At 48.8% G+C, this 16585-nt stretch carries 15 protein-coding genes; 10 read left to right on the forward strand and 5 right to left on the reverse strand.

What is annotated here, in order from left to right; all coding sequences use genetic code 11:
• The first annotated feature begins 178 nt into the window (after positions 1 to 178).
• The 10 genes from C7T94_RS15900 (at position 179) to C7T94_RS15945 (ending at position 8673) form a co-directional block, all read left to right on the forward strand.
• Positions 179 to 691, forward strand: coding sequence for a T9SS type A sorting domain-containing protein (locus C7T94_RS15900; RefSeq protein WP_239495044.1), 513 nt, complete (start codon positions 179 to 181; stop codon positions 689 to 691).
• A 302-nt stretch (positions 692 to 993) separates the two neighbouring features.
• The gene (locus C7T94_RS15905; RefSeq protein WP_107216442.1) at positions 994 to 1605 is read left to right on the forward strand and encodes a fumarylacetoacetate hydrolase family protein; all 612 of its coding nucleotides are present in this window, start codon (positions 994 to 996) and stop codon (positions 1603 to 1605) included.
• Positions 1606 to 1618: 13 nt separating this feature from the next.
• Positions 1619 to 3349, forward strand: coding sequence for a M23 family metallopeptidase (locus C7T94_RS15910; protein ID WP_239495045.1), 1731 nt, complete (start codon positions 1619 to 1621; stop codon positions 3347 to 3349).
• Positions 3350 to 3378: 29 nt separating this feature from the next.
• Positions 3379 to 3846 carry a thioredoxin-dependent thiol peroxidase gene (gene bcp / locus C7T94_RS15915; RefSeq protein WP_107216444.1) on the forward strand — a complete coding sequence of 156 codons (468 nt, stop codon included), beginning with the start codon at positions 3379 to 3381 and terminating at the stop codon, positions 3844 to 3846.
• A 71-nt stretch (positions 3847 to 3917) separates the two neighbouring features.
• Positions 3918 to 4763: a transketolase gene (locus C7T94_RS15920; RefSeq protein ID WP_107216446.1), complete on the forward strand. Its 846-nt coding sequence runs from the start codon at positions 3918 to 3920 to the stop codon at positions 4761 to 4763.
• Between the two features lie 38 nt (positions 4764 to 4801).
• Positions 4802 to 5755 (forward strand): transketolase family protein, encoded by a 954-nt coding sequence (locus tag C7T94_RS15925; RefSeq protein WP_107216448.1) that lies wholly within the window; start codon positions 4802 to 4804, stop codon positions 5753 to 5755.
• Between the two features lie 6 nt (positions 5756 to 5761).
• Positions 5762 to 6322, forward strand: coding sequence for an RNA polymerase sigma factor (locus C7T94_RS15930; RefSeq protein ID WP_107216450.1), 561 nt, complete (start codon positions 5762 to 5764; stop codon positions 6320 to 6322).
• A 33-nt stretch (positions 6323 to 6355) separates the two neighbouring features.
• Positions 6356 to 6985, forward strand: coding sequence for a hypothetical protein (locus C7T94_RS15935; protein WP_107216452.1), 630 nt, complete (start codon positions 6356 to 6358; stop codon positions 6983 to 6985).
• A gap of 10 nt (positions 6986 to 6995) precedes the next feature.
• A complete protein-coding gene (locus tag C7T94_RS15940) occupies positions 6996 to 7445 on the forward strand; it encodes a hypothetical protein (protein ID WP_107216453.1) in 450 nt (149 codons plus the stop codon).
• 49 nt (positions 7446 to 7494) lie between these two features.
• Positions 7495 to 8673, forward strand: a complete 1179-nt coding sequence (locus C7T94_RS15945; protein WP_107216455.1) for an aspartate aminotransferase family protein — start codon at positions 7495 to 7497, stop codon at positions 8671 to 8673.
• A 65-nt stretch (positions 8674 to 8738) separates the two neighbouring features.
• Here the strand turns inward: C7T94_RS15945 and C7T94_RS15950 are convergent, their stop codons facing one another.
• From C7T94_RS15950 to trxA, 5 genes are all read right to left on the reverse strand, one after another.
• Positions 8739 to 10691, reverse strand: coding sequence for a SusD/RagB family nutrient-binding outer membrane lipoprotein (locus C7T94_RS15950; RefSeq protein ID WP_107216457.1), 1953 nt, complete (start codon positions 10689 to 10691; stop codon positions 8739 to 8741).
• 18 nt (positions 10692 to 10709) lie between these two features.
• Positions 10710 to 13841, reverse strand: a complete 3132-nt coding sequence (locus C7T94_RS15955; RefSeq protein WP_107216459.1) for a SusC/RagA family TonB-linked outer membrane protein — start codon at positions 13839 to 13841, stop codon at positions 10710 to 10712.
• Positions 13842 to 13896: 55 nt separating this feature from the next.
• Positions 13897 to 15087, reverse strand: a complete 1191-nt coding sequence (locus C7T94_RS15960; protein WP_107216461.1) for an ROK family transcriptional regulator — start codon at positions 15085 to 15087, stop codon at positions 13897 to 13899.
• A gap of 100 nt (positions 15088 to 15187) precedes the next feature.
• Positions 15188 to 16108, reverse strand: a complete 921-nt coding sequence (locus tag C7T94_RS15965) for a DUF58 domain-containing protein (RefSeq protein WP_107216463.1) — start codon at positions 16106 to 16108, stop codon at positions 15188 to 15190.
• A gap of 111 nt (positions 16109 to 16219) precedes the next feature.
• A complete protein-coding gene (gene trxA, locus C7T94_RS15970; RefSeq protein ID WP_107216465.1) occupies positions 16220 to 16540 on the reverse strand; it encodes a thioredoxin in 321 nt (106 codons plus the stop codon).
• Positions 16541 to 16585 lie beyond the last annotated feature (45 nt).

Consider the following 16585-nt stretch of genomic DNA (forward strand, 5'->3'; position numbering starts at 1 on the left):
ACGCGACAAAATTAGCCTAATTAATTACTTCCACAAACAATTGTCTGACAATTGCGTAGCCCTTCATGCGGGGTCCTGCAACGTCACGGCGCATGTTAAATTGTGTTAAATATTCAGGCTTTGAACAAAAACTTTAATTTCTTTGTTTTTATTTATACTTTTATGGCACGAACCTATAATGAGACGACTCTTTAAAATAGCGCTCCCTATTGCTATGCCGGGAATACTCCTCCTGGTGTTTGCTATGTCGTTCAGCGGTTACGCGCAACAGGACAGCATCCGGGTTGCCCTCCGGAACAAAGGAAAAAAAGCGGTCAAAGCACCTGAAATCAAGGCAAATATTACCCCTTACAAATCATTTACAGGCAACAGCATTTCTTTCGGTACCGGATCCCTGCCCTCTAAAACGCAAAACCAAAAACAGGATAAACTGCTTACCGTGATCAAGGTTTCACCCAATCCGGTCGATGCACAGGTTAACCTTGTTTACCGGCTCGAAAAAGAAAGCATTGTCTCTGTCAAGATCATGGACGTACTCGGCAACGAAATCGTTACCCTGTCTAATGAACGGGTATCGTCGGGTGAACAGACAAAAAATTATACCATTCCCAGTCGCTTAAACCCAGGCATTTATTTTCTGCGCATCGTTGCAGGCACTGACAATGTCGTAAAACGAATCTCTGTACTGTAGTCAGGCCGCCTTTCTGCAGCGCCCGTTGGTTGCTGTCGCCCTACACCCATACCGTTCACTTAGTAAGTTACCAGGCACGTCATTGGCGCATCAGTAGCCAATGGCCGGTCCCCTGCGCCGGGCAAAGATGCCGTTCGGGTACGGGTCGTGTCGCCTTTTCACATCCGGTATGTCTGCGGCCCCGCCGCCTGACGGCATTGCTCAGGGTGGTGATTTTACTTTCAGGAGAGCCAGAAGTCGGTTAAAAGCACTAATTTACGGGCATTTCAAATCCTTTGACCACTTAAAATCCTCATATATCCATGAAGATCATTGCCATAGGCCGCAATTATGCCGAACATGCGCGCGAACTGAACAACCCGATCCCAACTGTTCCGGTTATTTTTCTTAAACCTGACACGGCTGTCTTAAAGGACAACCGGCCCTTCTACCTGCCTGAGTTTTCTGATGATATTCATTATGAACTGGAGGTCGTGCTGAAAGTCTGTAAAGAAGGAAAACACATCGCCGAAAAATTCGCGGCATCCTATTATGATGAGATCGGGCTGGGCATTGACTTTACCGCCCGCGACCTGCAAAGCAGGCACAAGGAGAAAGGCTTGCCCTGGGAGCTGGCTAAAGCTTTTGACAATTCTGCCCCGGTTAGCCGGTTTATTCCCAAAACAGACTTTGCTAATCTTTATCAGCTGCAGTTTGAACTGGAAGTGAATGGCGATATCCGGCAACGCGGCGATACCAGTCTCCTGCTGTTTTCATTTGAGCAGATCATCGCCTTCGTTTCGAAATACATTACCCTGAAAAAAGGCGACCTGATCTTTACCGGAACACCAGCCGGCGTAGGCCGCGTACAGGCCGGGGACCAGTTAAAAGCCAGGCTTCAAAACCAGGAACTCCTGAACTTCGTTATTAAATAACAAGTCAAATTTAATGAAGTATATTTTCAGCAGTATTCTCCTTATTGCCCTGCTCACCCAGTCTCCCTTCAAGGTGTACGCGCAGCAGGTGTTCAGCAACAACAAATATCCTTTAACGGATTTCCGGATGCCCCTCGACATCAGTCCGCCTGCACTTGCCGGCTCGTTCGGTGAACTGCGGGCCAACCACTTTCATTCAGGTGCCGATTTTCGCACCAATCAACGTGAAGGTTATCCCGTTTATGCCGTGGCAGATGGCTACGTCTCGCGCCTCAGGGTACAGAACAGCGGTTTTGGCCTGGCGCTTTACCTGGTACACCCCAATGGCTTTACGACTGTTTACGGGCACCTGCAGCGATTCGCGCCCAAAATAGCCCGTGAAGTAAAAACACTGCAATACAGCAAGAAGAGTTATGAGCTCGACGAGTTCCCGAAGGCCGACCTTTTGCCTGTCAGAAAAGGAGAGGTGATCGCCTATTCTGGCAATACCGGTGGTTCTGGGGGACCGCACCTGCACTTTGAAGTGCGCGATAGCCGGACTGAAGAGACCATTAATCCGCAGTTGTTCGGCATTGATATTCCCGACAACATTCCCCCGGTACTTTCTGCAATGTATGTGTACAGGCTGAATGGAAAACCTTTTAACGAGTCAACCCCGCGTCAGTACTTTCAGTTAAGCGGTGGTGGAGGCAGCTACCGGCTGCACCAGGTAAACACCATCCGGTTAAGCGGCGAAGTGGGCTTTGGCATCATCACCACCGACAAACACAATGGCGCTTCGGGCACCAATGGTGTTTACTCGATACAGTTGTTTGTTGACAATGTACCGGTGTATACTTCTGCACTGGAACGCTTCAGTTTCGCCAACAGCAAGGGGATCAATTCCCACATCGATTACCCGGTTTTTCTGAACCAGCGCCGCAGCATCCAGAAAAGTTTCATAGATCCGGGAAATCCGCTTAAAATATACAGCAATGTTGTCAACAACGGACGCATTGTATTTGACGACGGCCGTCTGCACCGCGTAAGGTATGAGATAACCGATGCAAAAGGCAACCAGACCAGGCTGGAATTCAGCGTACAGGCGGGGGCCAAAAATTTCGTAGAGGAACCGCCCGAAGTTGTGGGGCAGCAGTTCAGGTGGAATACCAAAAATGAACTGAACACCGGCGATGTGCGCATCAGCATTCCCCGCGGCTCGCTTTACGACGATATTACTTTTGTTTATAAAACCCTGCCCAAGCCGGCTAAAGGTGCCTATTCTGCCATACACCAGGTCCATAACAGGCTTACACCCCTACATAGCGGCTTTGACCTGGCTATCCGGGCCGACAGCAGTCTTTATGCGCTGCGCGATAAAGCACTTATTGTCAGCACAGGTGGCGCATCGCAAGGCGGCATATTCGAAAATGGGTTTGTTAGAACAAGCCCGAGAAGTTTCGGCGGTTTCTATATCGCCGTCGATACGGTTGCTCCGCGCATTGTTCCGCTTAATATTGCCGAAGGCAAGAACATGGCCGGCCTGGCACGGATCAGTTTTCGCATCAGCGACAACCTGGCCGGCATTAAAAGCTTTAACGGTTACATTGACGGCAAATGGGTGCTTTTCGAGTTTGATGCAAAAACCGCTTCGCTCTGGTACCGGTTCGATGAAAATATAGCGCCGGGCAAACATACGCTTGAATTGGCTGTAACCGATATGAAAGACAATGTACGCAGGTACCGGGTAGGCTTTACCAGGTAGAATTTGAATACGATATAAAAAATACAAACATGAGTGAACTTAAAGAAGGCCAGCAGGCCCCCGCATTCAGCGGCAAGGACCAGGACGGAAAGCCAGTTAGCCTGGCCGATTATTCAGGTAAAACCCTCGTACTTTATTTCTATCCGAAAGACGACACACCCGGCTGCACCGCAGAAGCCTGTAACTTCCGCGACAATTACCAGGCGCTGCTTGGAAAGGGAATTGCCGTGGTTGGTGTAAGCGTTGACGACGAAAAATCGCACCGGAAGTTTGCCACCAAACACAGCCTGCCTTTCCCCCTGATCGTCGATACCGACCAGGCGATCGTAAACAGCTACGGCGTATGGGGCGAAAAAAACATGTATGGCAAGACCTACATGGGAACGAACCGGACCACTTTCATCATCGGCCCTGATGGCAGGATCCTTCATATCATCCGAAAGGTAAAAAATGATAGTGCTACTGCCCAGGTGCTGGACCTGCTCGAAGCCAAATAGCAATTGGCTGCCTCAGAATCCTTTAAAACACTATATTTGTTTTTTCCTGAAAACAATCCAAAAAAACTTAAATGAAACATACCACAGAAGAGCTTGAAGAAATCGCCTCCCAGATACGCAGAGATATTGTCAGAATGGTTCATGGCTGCCAATCCGGCCATCCCGGGGGTTCTTTAGGCTGTGCGGATTTTTTTACTGCACTCTATTTCGAAGTGATGCACCATGCTGCCGATTTCACGATGGATGGGAAGGGCGAAGACCTCTTTTTCCTCTCAAACGGGCACATTTCGCCTGTATGGTACAGTACACTTGCCCGGGCCGGTTATTTCGAAGCTGCTGAACTGGCTACCTTCAGAAAGCTCGACAGTCGCCTGCAGGGCCACCCTACTACCCACGAACACCTTCCCGGTATACGCATTGCCTCAGGATCTCTTGGTCAGGGCATGTCGGTAGCCATCGGTGCGGCACTTGCAAAAAAACTGAATGATGACAAAGCGCTTGTTTTCACCTTACACGGCGACGGTGAACTTCAGGAAGGTCAGAACTGGGAGGCCGCCATGTTTGCGCCTTTCAATAAAGTCGATAACCTGATCTGCACGGTTGATTACAACGGGCAGCAGATCGATGGCCCGACAGAGAAAGTACTTTCGCTTGAAAGTCTGCAGGCTAAGTTTGAGGCGTTTGGCTGGCATGTGATCGTTTCTAATGGGAACGACATGGCTGAGATCGTGAAAACACTGCAATATGCCGTTTCCCTCACGGGCAAAGGAAGACCAATCATGAACCTCATGAGTACCCAAATGGGCTACGGTGTTGATTTCATGATGGGTTCGCACAAGTGGCATGGCGTTGCACCGAACGATGAGCAGTTGAAACTTGCGTTAGACCAGCTAAAAGAAACCTTGGGAGATTACTAGTCCTGTTCAATCAACAACACGGGCTTCAGCTTACAGACATGAAGAAATACACATATACAGAGAAAAAAGATACACGTTCCGGCTTTGGCGCCGGGCTGCATGAAGCAGGTAAGAAGAACGAAAACGTGGTTGCACTGTGTGCAGACCTGGTCGGCTCGCTCAAAATGGATGCTTTCATTAAAGATTTTCCGGAGCGGTTTACGCAGGTAGGCATTGCAGAAGCTAACATGATCGGTATTGCCGCAGGTATGACCATTGGCGGGAAAATTCCTTATACCGGCACCTTTGCCAATTTTTCTACCGGCAGGGTTTATGACCAGATCAGGCAATCTGTAGCTTATTCAAATAAAAACGTAAAGATTTGCGCATCGCATGCTGGCCTGACACTGGGCGAAGATGGTGCTACGCATCAGATCCTGGAAGACATCGGCCTCATGAAAATGCTGCCGGGTATGGTGGTTATCAATCCCTGCGATTATAACCAGACAAAAGCCGCCACACTTGCAATTGCCGATTATGAAGGACCTGTCTACCTGCGTTTTGGCCGCCCGACTGTTCCGGTATTCACCGATCCTGATCAGAACTTCGAGATCGGCAAGGCCTGGATGGTCAACGAAGGCAAAGACGTAACCATCATTGCAACCGGCCACCTGGTCTGGGAAGCAATTGAAGCGGGCGAACAACTGGCCGAAATGGGTATTGATGCTGAGATCATCAACATCCACACGATCAAACCGCTTGATGAAGATGCCATTTTAAAATCGGTTCAGAAGACCGGCTGCGTGGTCACTGCTGAAGAACATAACAAATACGGCGGCCTGGGCGAAAGCGTAGCACGCCTCCTGGCTACCACCCAACCCACCCCACAAGAGTTTGTTGCTGTAAACGATTCTTTTGGCGAAAGCGGCACCCCCGACCAGCTGATGGAGAAATATGGCCTGACCGACAAAGACATCGTAAAAGCAGTACAGCGCGTACTGGAACGAAAATAACATCGCATGAAGCAGGTTGAAGACGCGGAGATTCTGCAGAAGTTTGCGCAGCCGCAAACACGAAATGAAGCCTTCAACCTGCTTTTACAAAAATACCAGCAAAAAATTTACTGGCACATTCGCCGGATCGTCATTGACCACGATGACGCAGATGACCTGGTTCAGGAAGTCTTTATAAAAGTCTGGAAGAACCTGTCCGGATTCAGAAACGATGCGCAGCTGTACACCTGGATCTACCGCATTGCGAGCAACGAATCGATCACGTTTCTCAATAAAAAAAAACAGCGAAACAACATCTCGATAGAAGACAATTCGGTCGAACTGGCCGAGCACCTGACCGCAGCTTCTTATTTTAACGGAGACAAGGCCCAGCTTAAGCTGCAAAAAGCCCTGCTAACCCTGCCAGACAAACAGCGGCTTATCTTTAACATGAAATATTTCGAGGAAATGAAATACGAGGAAATCTCGCAGGTTCTGGGCACCTCGGTTGGTGCGCTGAAGGCTTCTTTCCACATTGCGGTCAAGAAAATCGAAGCTTTTTTGTTAAATGACGACATCACCTTTTAAACCTTTTGCCGGCAATTGCATCAATGAAGTATCATGCTTGAAGAAATAGAAGATCGCGAATGGATGGAAACGGCTAAAGAGCTGATGAAAACGGGCAATGCCACGCCCTTCGAAGTACCTGCAGGTTACTTTGAAGCACTCAGTGCGCAATTGAATGCCTGCCTGAAAATTGATGAAGCCTCTGGTACAGGAGCAGGTTTTAATGTACCCCCGGCTTATTTCGACCACCTGCAGCAGCAGATCAGCGCACGTGTGCTGATCAGGGAGACTCAGGCTCCCGCGCAGCAGGCCTTCTCGACACCGCCAGGTTATTTTGAGACGCTCAGTCCACGCATCTTTGCAGCTACCCGCCCGTCAGCACCGGTACGCAGGTTGTGGCCTTTGGTCGCTAAATATGCCGCGGCAGCATCGGTTGTCCTTCTGGCGGGACTTGCAATGTTTTATAGCCAGGAACCGCCGGTAAAACACAGCGAAAAGGCCCCAATGGTGCACACCACTACGCCACTGGCCGATCAATACTTATATGATATTGACGAGCAGGTCATTGTAGAACATGTACAGATGAGCGAGGCAGAGGCACTTCACGCAACACCGAGCCAGGATGAGGTGGAGAGTTATATTTTGAATCATTATTCGCAGAACGAATTGATATCTGCTTTATAAATAACAGTACATGAAACCATTTATCTTCTTCGCAGCGCTTTTCTTCCCTGTTTTGCTTTTTGCCCAGGGGCCAGGCGGCAAACGGGGAGCGGAAATAGAATCTTTCAAAGTTGCTTACCTGACACAGAAACTTGACCTTTCGCCCGAAGATGCTAAGGTATTCTGGCCTATATACAATGAATGGCAAAAGGAGCAGGAAACCCTGCGTAAAGAGCGTTTCCAGAAAATGATCAGTTTTCGCAAAATTGCGGACATTGATGAACTGAGTGACGCACAGATCCAGTCGCTCATTACCAGCGAGTTTGCCCTTAAACAGCGGGAACTGAACCTCGAAAAAAAGTACTATGCCAGGCTGAAGGCCAACTTGCCAATCCGTGTGATCGGCAAGTTTTACCGCGCACAGGAAACGTTCAAGCGGGAGCTGCTCACCCGCTTCCGCGAAGGCAAGATGAACAACTAGAGCTGTGCAGGCGCTTCTGCATCCAGGCTAAAAAGCCTACTTTTGCTGCATGCTTACGCAAAGACAGCTTTTTCTACAACACAACGCCCAGACGAGCCGCACCCCCCTGCTGCTTGAATTTCAGAAGGCCTCAGGCATGTACCTGCACGATTCATCGGGCCGGAAATACATGGATCTCATTGCCGGCATCGGCGTCAGTAATGTCGGCCATTGTCATCCGGCAGTGGTGACCGCGGTTCAAAAGCAGGCCGAAACCTATATGCACCTGATGGTGTATGGTGAGTTCGTACAGACACCGCAAGTGGAGTTTGCTGCAGCGCTCGCTGCCATACTTCCGCAAAGCCTGAACTGCACCTATTTCGTAAACTCGGGCGCCGAGGCTACCGAAGGTGCCATGAAACTGGCCAAGCGGTATACCGGCCGAGGTGAAATTCTTGCCTGCAAAAATGCGTATCATGGCAGTACCCAGGGTGCGCTGAGCCTGATCGGCGACGAAGAATTCAAGCGGGCATACCGGCCGCTGTTACCCTGTACCGGTTCCATTCGCTTCAACCACATGGACGACCTGGCACGCATCAGCCCTAAAACAGCTGCTGTCTTCGTCGAAACCATTCAGGGCGAGGCAGGAGTCCGTTTGCCCGACGAGGTCTGGTTGCAGGCGCTGCGCAGCCGGTGTACCGAAACCGGTACGCTGCTGATCTTTGATGAAATTCAGTGCGGCTTTGGCAGAACAGGAAAAATGTTCGCCTTTGAACATTTTGATGTGATACCGGACGTGCTTTTGCTGGCAAAAGGTATCGGGGGCGGCATGCCGATCGGCGCGTTCATTTCCTCGTCTGCCATCATGGATGTTTTTACTGAAAGGCCTATACTCGGCCACCTGACCACGTTTGGCGGTCACCCGGTTTGCTGTGCCGCCGGTCTGGCTACGCTACAAACCCTGCAGCAGGAGCGGCTGGTAGCGGGCGTTTTCGCGAAAGGGCAGTTGTTTAAATCGCTGCTGCAGCATCCCGCAATCAGGGAAGTACGCGGCATCGGTTTGATGCTGGCAGTCGAATTTGACAGCTTTGAAACTAACAAACGCATCATCGACGCGTGTATAGCGGATGGCCTGATCACCGACTGGTTTTTACATTGCAGCAACTCCATGCGCATTGCACCGCCGCTGATCATTACGGAAGAGGAAATTCAGGAAGCCTGCAAGATCATTCTCAAACATCTGGACTAACCTCCGGCTAAAAACAAAGGCCACCTTTCCAGGTGGCCTTGTCATCTATATCTACTAATAAGGCATTATTGCTTTTTAGCCCACCAGAGCGGGGTCAAAGGTGCATCGCCACCAGCGCCCAACGCAGTCTTCGCCTGGTTATAACCAGCAACGTTTGAATTGGATAAGCCGGAAGGGTATTTTAACCGCTGCGGGAAGAAACTTACGCTGCTTGTCATATAGTTCGCAGTAGTCAGTGCAGGAAGGTTAGGCAGTGGGTTTTCGATAACCGGGTTTTCAAAGAAAGGCAAACCCAAACGACGCTGGTCATTCCACACTTCAAGAGGCTGCCATGGAAAGGAAGCAATGAATTTTTGGGTAAGGATCTTTGTCATATGGTCATTGCGAACCGTTCCATTCTTATACAGGTCGTTTTTTGGATAGGCGACTGCTACTGTTCCCTCTGCGCCTGTATAACCATTCTTGAAAGTCATGGTGCGGGTTGCTGCAGGTTCAGTCGTATGGTCCCAGTTTACGGATGTGCCCAACCTGTTATAGCTTGTTGATGTCAGGTAAGCAGCGGTGAACCCTGAAATATTGCCGCTTTCATAAACCGAAGCCGCATCATCCCAGTCTTTATCCCAGAACTTGAAACTAAGTGCAATACCTGCTTCGTAGGCAGCTTTACCGCCTATAGGTACGGTCCAACCACGCTCGGCAGCTTCGGCCAGCAGGAAGTAAGTTTCCCAGGGTGCAAAGAAAATCCGGTAACTTCTGCTTTGCCTGAACCGTTTGCTCATGCGTGGCATGGTTCCTTCATAGGTAACAACCTGGTTCATGGTTCCTTTAGCTCCCCAATCGCCGGCGGCACGTGCATTCCATGTGTTTTTGGCATCAATTTCCTTAACCAGTGCACCAGAAGCATCGACCAGCTTTCTTACCGTGTTTTTAGAATCGTTTCCGTTGTCTGTAAATGCCGGATTGTTCACATCGCCAGGAATAATGAACGCTTTGTAAGCCCTCGGATCAATCGCATTCGGAAGTCCGTCGAGCCAGTATCCAGCCGAAGGGTCGTTGGTTTTGGTTGAAAAGTGGTTTTCAAACTTCAGGCCGATGTAATCGGCCGGCTTGATCGCACCTTGGAAGGAAGCGCCCAACTGATCGGCCGATTTGATCCCACCCAGTCCCAGACAGGCATTGTTAAATGACGCAGAGATCAACTGGGTATTCCAGCTGCGGCTCATGACACCGGTAAGCGGGTCCCAGCCGTCTTTCTCTTTCACCTGGAACATGTCTTCTTTTGTGGTAATCACGTTTGCAATGCTTGAAACGGCAGCTTCAAACTCACCCTTAGCTTTAACCGCATCAACCTCCGAAAGGCGCATGGCAAAGCGCATCCGTAACGAATTGGCAAACTTGCGCCACTTGGTGTAGTTGTAACCATAAGCTGGGTCCTGCTTGTCCAGGCCGGCCGGATTTGATATGGCTACATCCAGTTTCCCGGAGGCATCTTTTAATTCATCAAGGATGAAATAGTAGACCGATTTCACATCGTTAAATGACGGGTTTTCGCCATTGAAGCCATTTACCGGAATCGGTCCGAAATTGTCTGACATTTCTGACATCAGGTACGCACGCCAGATCCTTGCCACCTGAACCAGGTTTTTAAGGTAAGTACGGGTGTCGCCCGAGGCCATTTGTTTTTCCGCGATCTGAATAGCTGTATTGGCATTATTCAGCCATTCCGATACCTGATTATAGTAGGCTGAAGACCAGTCATCACTCACTGTGCCACCTGAAAAGCCGGTTACACTGTGCTGGTGGGCCGCTGTTTTCCAGTATAGGATAAACGACCGTTCTGCCACGTCGGGATTCATTTGCGCCCCGATGATTGAATTATTTATAAAATATTCAACCTGAACCTGTTCTTCGCTGGCAGCCAGCGGATTGGTATTGATATCATCGAACTTCTTGCACGACGAAACGAAAAGTGAGGCAGCCAGCATGACGACCGCCGACTTTGTATAAATATTTCTCATCTTTTTATATTTTAAAGATTAAAAACCTAAAGTTAAGTTGAACAGGAAGCTGCGGTTTGTAGGCGCGCTGGCGTTTTCAAATCCTGTTGCGTTAGTTCCGGTATTGAAGATTGATTCAGGGTCAATTCCGTTCATATGACTCTTGATCAGCCACACATTGTTACAGGACACTCCAACACGCGCCCTGCGTACCGGGGAGTTGCCCAAATACTTCGCAGGAAGATCATAACCCAGCTGTACGTTGCGCAGCCGGATATTCGATGCATCATAAATGTTGGCTTCATTGATACCAAGGTTACCACTTGCGTTCGTTACCTGGGTCCAGTACAATTGCTGCGAAACTGGCGTTGTGTTTGGTTGGAATTGCTGAGTGGATGTATTGCGAATTACACCTGGCACCACGAAGTTTTCGCGAACACCGTCTGGTGCAGTCAGGGCTGCCGTACCTGCCCGTTGCAGGCTCACATTAGTACCTGAGAAGATTTCGCCGCCGAAACGTGCATCAACCTGGAAAGAAAGCGAAATGCCTTTGTAAGCAAAGCTGTTTGTGATGCCCATCAAGCCAAAGGCCTGCTGGTCACCCAGCTTCACTGCTTCAGCATCTGCCTGCGGTAAACCCTGTGCATTTAAGATCAGTTGTCCGAAATACGGGCTGTTTGCATCCTGCACGCGCAGGAACCGCGAACCGTAAATCTCACCGTAGTTGCCGCCAACTACAGCCTCTATACGCAAGTTGTCGTAACCACCCAGGCGGTAGGTTTTGACATCGCCATACAGGCTTTCAATGGTGTTGCGGTTACGTGAGAAATTTCCCGACAGATTCCAGGTGAATCCTTGGGGATCGTTAAAGATCCGGGCATCGGCCATGATTTCAAAGCCCTGGTTCCGAATGTTACCGGCATTGATCTTGCGGAAGCTATAGCCGCTTAACGGATCCATTGGCAAATTGATCAGCTGATTTGTGGCGTCAGATTTATACCACGAAAAATCCACACCAAATCGACTTTTGAAAAAGCGAAGTTCGGTGCCGGCCTCAAATGACTTGATCAGTTCGTTCTTCAACTGAGGATTAAACAAGGTTGAATTTCTTCCGGCAGTTGTATTACCATTCGGATCTTTACCAATTACATAAGTGTTGTACAATTCATAAGGATTCAGGTCATTACCAACGCTTGCATAAGAAGCCCGGAGTTTACCATAGCTCAACCATTCTGGGAGCGCAGCTCCCATTTTGGTAAACATATCGGTGAATACATACGACAAACTTACCGAAGGATAGAAAAATGACCGGTTTTCTGTGCTGAAGGTTGAGCTCCAGTCATTACGAAAAGTTGCGTCTACGAACAGATAGCCGTCGTAATTTACCTGAGCAGAACCGTAAACCGAATTGATGCGGCGCTGGTTGAATATCTGCTCCACTGTAGGATTATTTTTGCCATTGTTCAGCGAAAAGAGGTCGCGGGCGTTCAATTCTCCTGAAGAGCTGTTCAGACCAGAATTTTTCTGGCTCATCAGGTTACCGCCCAGGGTGAGCGCACCTCCAAATTTACCAACCAGATTATCTTTGCTCGCGGAGATCAACGTACTGAAATTGGTCTCAGTGAATGTCTGTTTCCCCATTGAATACCGGCCTGTAGCTGAGATGGGGCTGCCACCATAAAGTTTAGCCTCTGTATTGGTAGTATACAGGTCTGCGCCACCTTTGACCTCGGCATTCAACCAATCGGTAAATTGGTACTTGATCGAGCCGTTCATGATGAAACGGTCGCGAATATCCTGGTTGGTGTTGTAACGTTGGGTCCAGTACGGGTTGGTTGGCCCGGGCTCACCGTACCAGAACATGTTGTTGGTGGCCGGATTAACCGCACCGCTGAACTCGGTAATATCAAGTGAACGCGGATGAAGATAGGTAACAAAGAACGGGTTATCCGTACGGTTACCTGAAATCGGCCTGTTGATCGCATTTGCGTTGCTGTACTGCACTTTTGTGTCTGTCGACCATCTTTCTTCCTTTCCGAACTTACTTGTGGCCCGTGCCATCAGGTTAGTGCGGTTGTATTTAACACCAGGGATCATACTCTTGTCATCGAGGCGATTAACCGACGTATAAACCGTCGTATTGTTAAATCCTTGTGAAAGGGAAATACTCTGATTAGAAGAAATACCCTGCCCCAGGAAGTTGCCGATATTGTCGTACGCACTCAGGGGCACATTTCGTCCGTCCCAGTTTTGTACCGTCTGGCCTTCAATTTTCGGTCCCCAGCTCTGAGTAGAGCGGTTGTCGAAGATGTTGTTTGTACCTTGCCCGTAACTGCTCTGAAGCTCCGGGGTAGTAAAGATGTTTTCTATGCCCAGCGATGAGGATACAGTGATACCCAGCCCCTTTTGAGCTGATCCCGATTTGGTAGTAATGAGGATCACGCCATTACCGGCGCGGGTCCCGTACAGTGCCGCAGCAGAAGGCCCTTTCAGTACCGACATCGTGGCAATATCTTCCGGATTGATGTCTGAGAGCCCATTGCCCATATCCTGGCTTGGATTCCAGAAATCGTTATTGGTCGCGCCAATAAAGTTATTTACAGGAACCCCGTCAACAACAATCAGTGGCTGGTTATTGCCAGTCAGCGAGTTATTGCCACGCAGGGTAATCCGCGAAGATCCCGCCGGACCATTACTTGAACGCGTAATTTGTAAGCCGGCAACTTTACCCGTCAGGGCGTTCGTCACGTTAGGCTCGCGTGCCTGTGTGAGCGTGGTACCCGAAATTTCCTGGACAGCATAACCCAAAGACTTTTTCTCCCGTTTAATGCCAAGCGCTGTTACCACGATTTCAGACAGTTCGTTGCTCGCCGCAGCCAGTGTTACGTTAATGGTGTTGCTGCTGCCAACGGTTACTTCTTTTGTTGTATAACCAATGTAACTGATCACCAAAACATCCCCCGTTCTGGCTTTCACCGAGAAGTTGCCGTTTGCATCGGTTCCCGTGCCGACACCCCTGCCCTTTACGGCAATATTTGCTGCGGGAATTGCCTGCCCCTCCCCGTCGGTCACCTTTCCGGTGAGTGTCCGGCTGTCTTGCGCCAGCAAGTTCAGGCTACAAAATAAGGCGACCATGCATACCGCCATTATTTTTAGTAAGTGTTTACTCATAATTGATTTGTTTAGTTAGTGTGCGATAATTACTCCTGATGTTATGTATGTTGTTTTAATTGAATTCACAGTTTTCAATGACGAGGTTAGCGGCACCAAGCAGCTCTGCATTCCGGGCAATGGTCGACACCGAAATTTGCGTTTGCTCGGCGAGCCTTGGTATACAAAACTCATTGATCGCCTGCTGAATCGGTGGCAGAAAAATTTTTCCCGCCGTTGCGCCGCGACCGCTCAGGATGATTTTTTTAGGGTTCAGGATATGAATAAGGGTAGAAATGCCCTTGCCGATTAAAAAAGCAGCATCAGACAAGATTGAAACTGCCAGTGGATCACCTTCAAGGGCAGCCTCCAGCAAATGGTCGCCGTCAGATTTGTGACCGTTGCCAAGTACCTGCGCGAGCTTTGATTCTGCCCCTTCGGCAATCTTGTCTCTGGCGTTCTGCACCATAACCAGGAGCGAGCTTTCTACCTCCAGGCAGCCGCGCTTGCCGCAGGAACACAGGTTGTTACTGTTTGACAGCGGTATGTGGCTGAACTCTCCCGCAAAACCGGTCGACCCGCGAAAAATACTTCCGTTCAGGATCATGCCAAGACCTGTTCCCCAGCCAATGTTGACCACCAGCACATCACTTTCGTTGCGCCCCTGGCCAAATTTGAATTCGGCAAGTGCAATAAGCGATGAGTCATTGTCGATCATCACCGGCAGGTTTAACCGGTTTTCCAGGTAAGAGCGCAGGTCCTGCCCATCTTCTGTAGGGAAAAAAGAATAATTGATTCCCTTATCAATATCGACAAATCCCGGCATGCCAATCCCTACGCCCAGTATCTCTTCGGGTAACATACCGGAATGTTCAATCCCCGTTTTAATAAATTGGTAGAGCTCCTGTAAGCTTTGATCATTACCCGCCAGATTGATCTCTGCTGTCTGCTCCGGCACTTTCACCCCATTCATCAGGTCGAAAATTACCAGACGGCTCAGCATCTGATCAATAGCAACTGCAACAATATAGCGGGCTTTTTTACGGTTCAGCAAAAACATCAGGGGCCGGCGGCCGCCACTTGAAGGCGCCAGGCCCTGGTCAATGACGTAACCGTCCGCGATCAGTTCATTGATTGCAGCAGTAACCAGAGGCAAACTTTTGTTACTGAGTTTACTTAGCTCATTTAATGACAAAGCAGAATGATGGTACAGATGCGTGATCAAATCACGCCGCAGTTGCCGGCTCTTTTCAATAATAACTGACATGTTCGTTTGGTTAAAACAAACATAACCAATTTATTATTGAACAATGCAAAACTTTTTAAAAAAAATATTAAGATAACTTAACATTAAAAAACTATAGGGCTTATTGGAGTCGTTGCCGTTTAATCAAATAGGCCTGCAATACGGGGTAATAACCGGCGTCAATATCTGCTGAAACGAGATCAATCCGGTATTGCGCACATTTTAGTTCCAGTTCCTGCATCCAACTGGACATTTGCGCCTGGTAATTCTCGCGGACCTTGCCGGCATGCACTTTCGTTCGCTGCCCGGTTTCCAGGTCTGTAAATTCATATGGCCGGTTTTCGAAGTCAAATTCAATTTCCTGTTTATGCTGCATCACATGAAAAATGACAACCTCATGCCGGTTAAACTTCAGATGCTGAAGCGCCGAGAAAAACGCTTCCTTTCTGGATGCATCGCGCAAGGTATTCAGCAAGTCGCTGAAAACAATGACCAGCGAACGTTTGTGTACAGATTCAGATAATTGGTGTAAGGATGTGGCGAGTTCCGTTTTATTCGGCAGATCAGGTTGGATCAGTAGCTTCTCCAGTTCGTTTAAAAGCATCTTCTGATGCTGCACGGTTGAACGTGCGGGCGTATGGATTCCGAGTTGTTCGCTGAAACAGCTGAGGCCAAATGCGTCACGCTGCCGCTTTAGCAGATAAATCAGCGATGCAATGGCCTGTACGGCAAAGCGCAGTTTGTTCTGCCTGCCCGAGGGGAAGTACATGGATGACGAAACATCCAGTACAAACTGGCAGCGCAGGTTGGTTTCTTCTTCATACCGCTTGCTGAAAAGCTTGCCGGTACGTGCGTAAAGTTTCCAGTCAACATTCCTGATGTTATCTCCCGAGTTGTACAGGCGATGTTCTGCAAACTCTACAGAAAAACCATGAAAGGGACTTTTATGAAGCCCCGTGATAAAACCCTCAACAACCTGCCGAGCCAGCAGCTCCAGGTTGGGAAAATGCGCGTCTTCTTCGTTCAGCCAGGATTGGTCCATAATTTAAAGGTAAAAAAAGCATGCATTAAAAAGGACTGAAACAAAAAACCCGGCAATGTCTGATTGCCGGGTTCTCTATTTTTTCCTTCCACGTGGAAGGGATGCTATCGGTTAAACAAGTTGTTTGTTTAGTTTGTCTGCCAGGATAGATTTAGGCACTGCACCAATCTGTTTGTCTACAACCTGCCCGTCTTTGAAGTACAACAATGCAGGGATATTCCTGATACCAAACTGAGTAGATATTTGCGGATTGTTGTCTACATTCACTTTACCCACGATTGCTTTACCGGCATACTCCTTCGAAATCTCTTCAACAACCGGTCCGACCATGCGGCACGGTCCGCACCATTCAGCCCAAAAATCTACCAATACCGGTTTATCTGATTTTAATACAACTTCCTCGAAGTTTGCATCTGTTATTTCTAAAGCCATAATCTAACTGTTTTTATTTCAAATATAGTATTCAATAGTAATGCC

The sequence above is a fragment of the Pedobacter yulinensis genome, from assembly GCF_003029735.1.
Taxonomy (GTDB): Bacteria; Bacteroidota; Bacteroidia; order Sphingobacteriales; family Sphingobacteriaceae; genus Pedobacter; species Pedobacter yulinensis.

Excerpts from the sequence above, each read along its gene's own strand:
- C7T94_RS15900 (WP_239495044.1), top strand. The coding sequence starts at position 179 with ATGAGACGACTCTTTAAAATAGCGCTCCCTATTGCTATGCCGGGAATA.
- C7T94_RS15905 (WP_107216442.1), top strand. The coding sequence starts at position 994 with ATGAAGATCATTGCCATAGGCCGCAATTATGCCGAACATGCGCGCGAA.
- C7T94_RS15910 (WP_239495045.1), top strand. The coding sequence starts at position 1,619 with ATGAAGTATATTTTCAGCAGTATTCTCCTTATTGCCCTGCTCACCCAG.
- bcp (WP_107216444.1), top strand. The coding sequence starts at position 3,379 with ATGAGTGAACTTAAAGAAGGCCAGCAGGCCCCCGCATTCAGCGGCAAG.
- C7T94_RS15920 (WP_107216446.1), top strand. The coding sequence starts at position 3,918 with ATGAAACATACCACAGAAGAGCTTGAAGAAATCGCCTCCCAGATACGC.
- C7T94_RS15925 (WP_107216448.1), top strand. The coding sequence starts at position 4,802 with ATGAAGAAATACACATATACAGAGAAAAAAGATACACGTTCCGGCTTT.
- C7T94_RS15930 (WP_107216450.1), top strand. The coding sequence starts at position 5,762 with ATGAAGCAGGTTGAAGACGCGGAGATTCTGCAGAAGTTTGCGCAGCCG.
- C7T94_RS15935 (WP_107216452.1), top strand. The coding sequence starts at position 6,356 with ATGCTTGAAGAAATAGAAGATCGCGAATGGATGGAAACGGCTAAAGAG.
- C7T94_RS15940 (WP_107216453.1), top strand. The coding sequence starts at position 6,996 with ATGAAACCATTTATCTTCTTCGCAGCGCTTTTCTTCCCTGTTTTGCTT.
- C7T94_RS15945 (WP_107216455.1), top strand. The coding sequence starts at position 7,495 with ATGCTTACGCAAAGACAGCTTTTTCTACAACACAACGCCCAGACGAGC.
- C7T94_RS15950 (WP_107216457.1), bottom strand. The coding sequence starts at position 10,691 with ATGAGAAATATTTATACAAAGTCGGCGGTCGTCATGCTGGCTGCCTCA.
- C7T94_RS15955 (WP_107216459.1), bottom strand. The coding sequence starts at position 13,841 with ATGAGTAAACACTTACTAAAAATAATGGCGGTATGCATGGTCGCCTTA.
- C7T94_RS15960 (WP_107216461.1), bottom strand. The coding sequence starts at position 15,087 with ATGTCAGTTATTATTGAAAAGAGCCGGCAACTGCGGCGTGATTTGATC.
- C7T94_RS15965 (WP_107216463.1), bottom strand. The coding sequence starts at position 16,108 with ATGGACCAATCCTGGCTGAACGAAGAAGACGCGCATTTTCCCAACCTG.
- trxA (WP_107216465.1), bottom strand. The coding sequence starts at position 16,540 with ATGGCTTTAGAAATAACAGATGCAAACTTCGAGGAAGTTGTATTAAAA.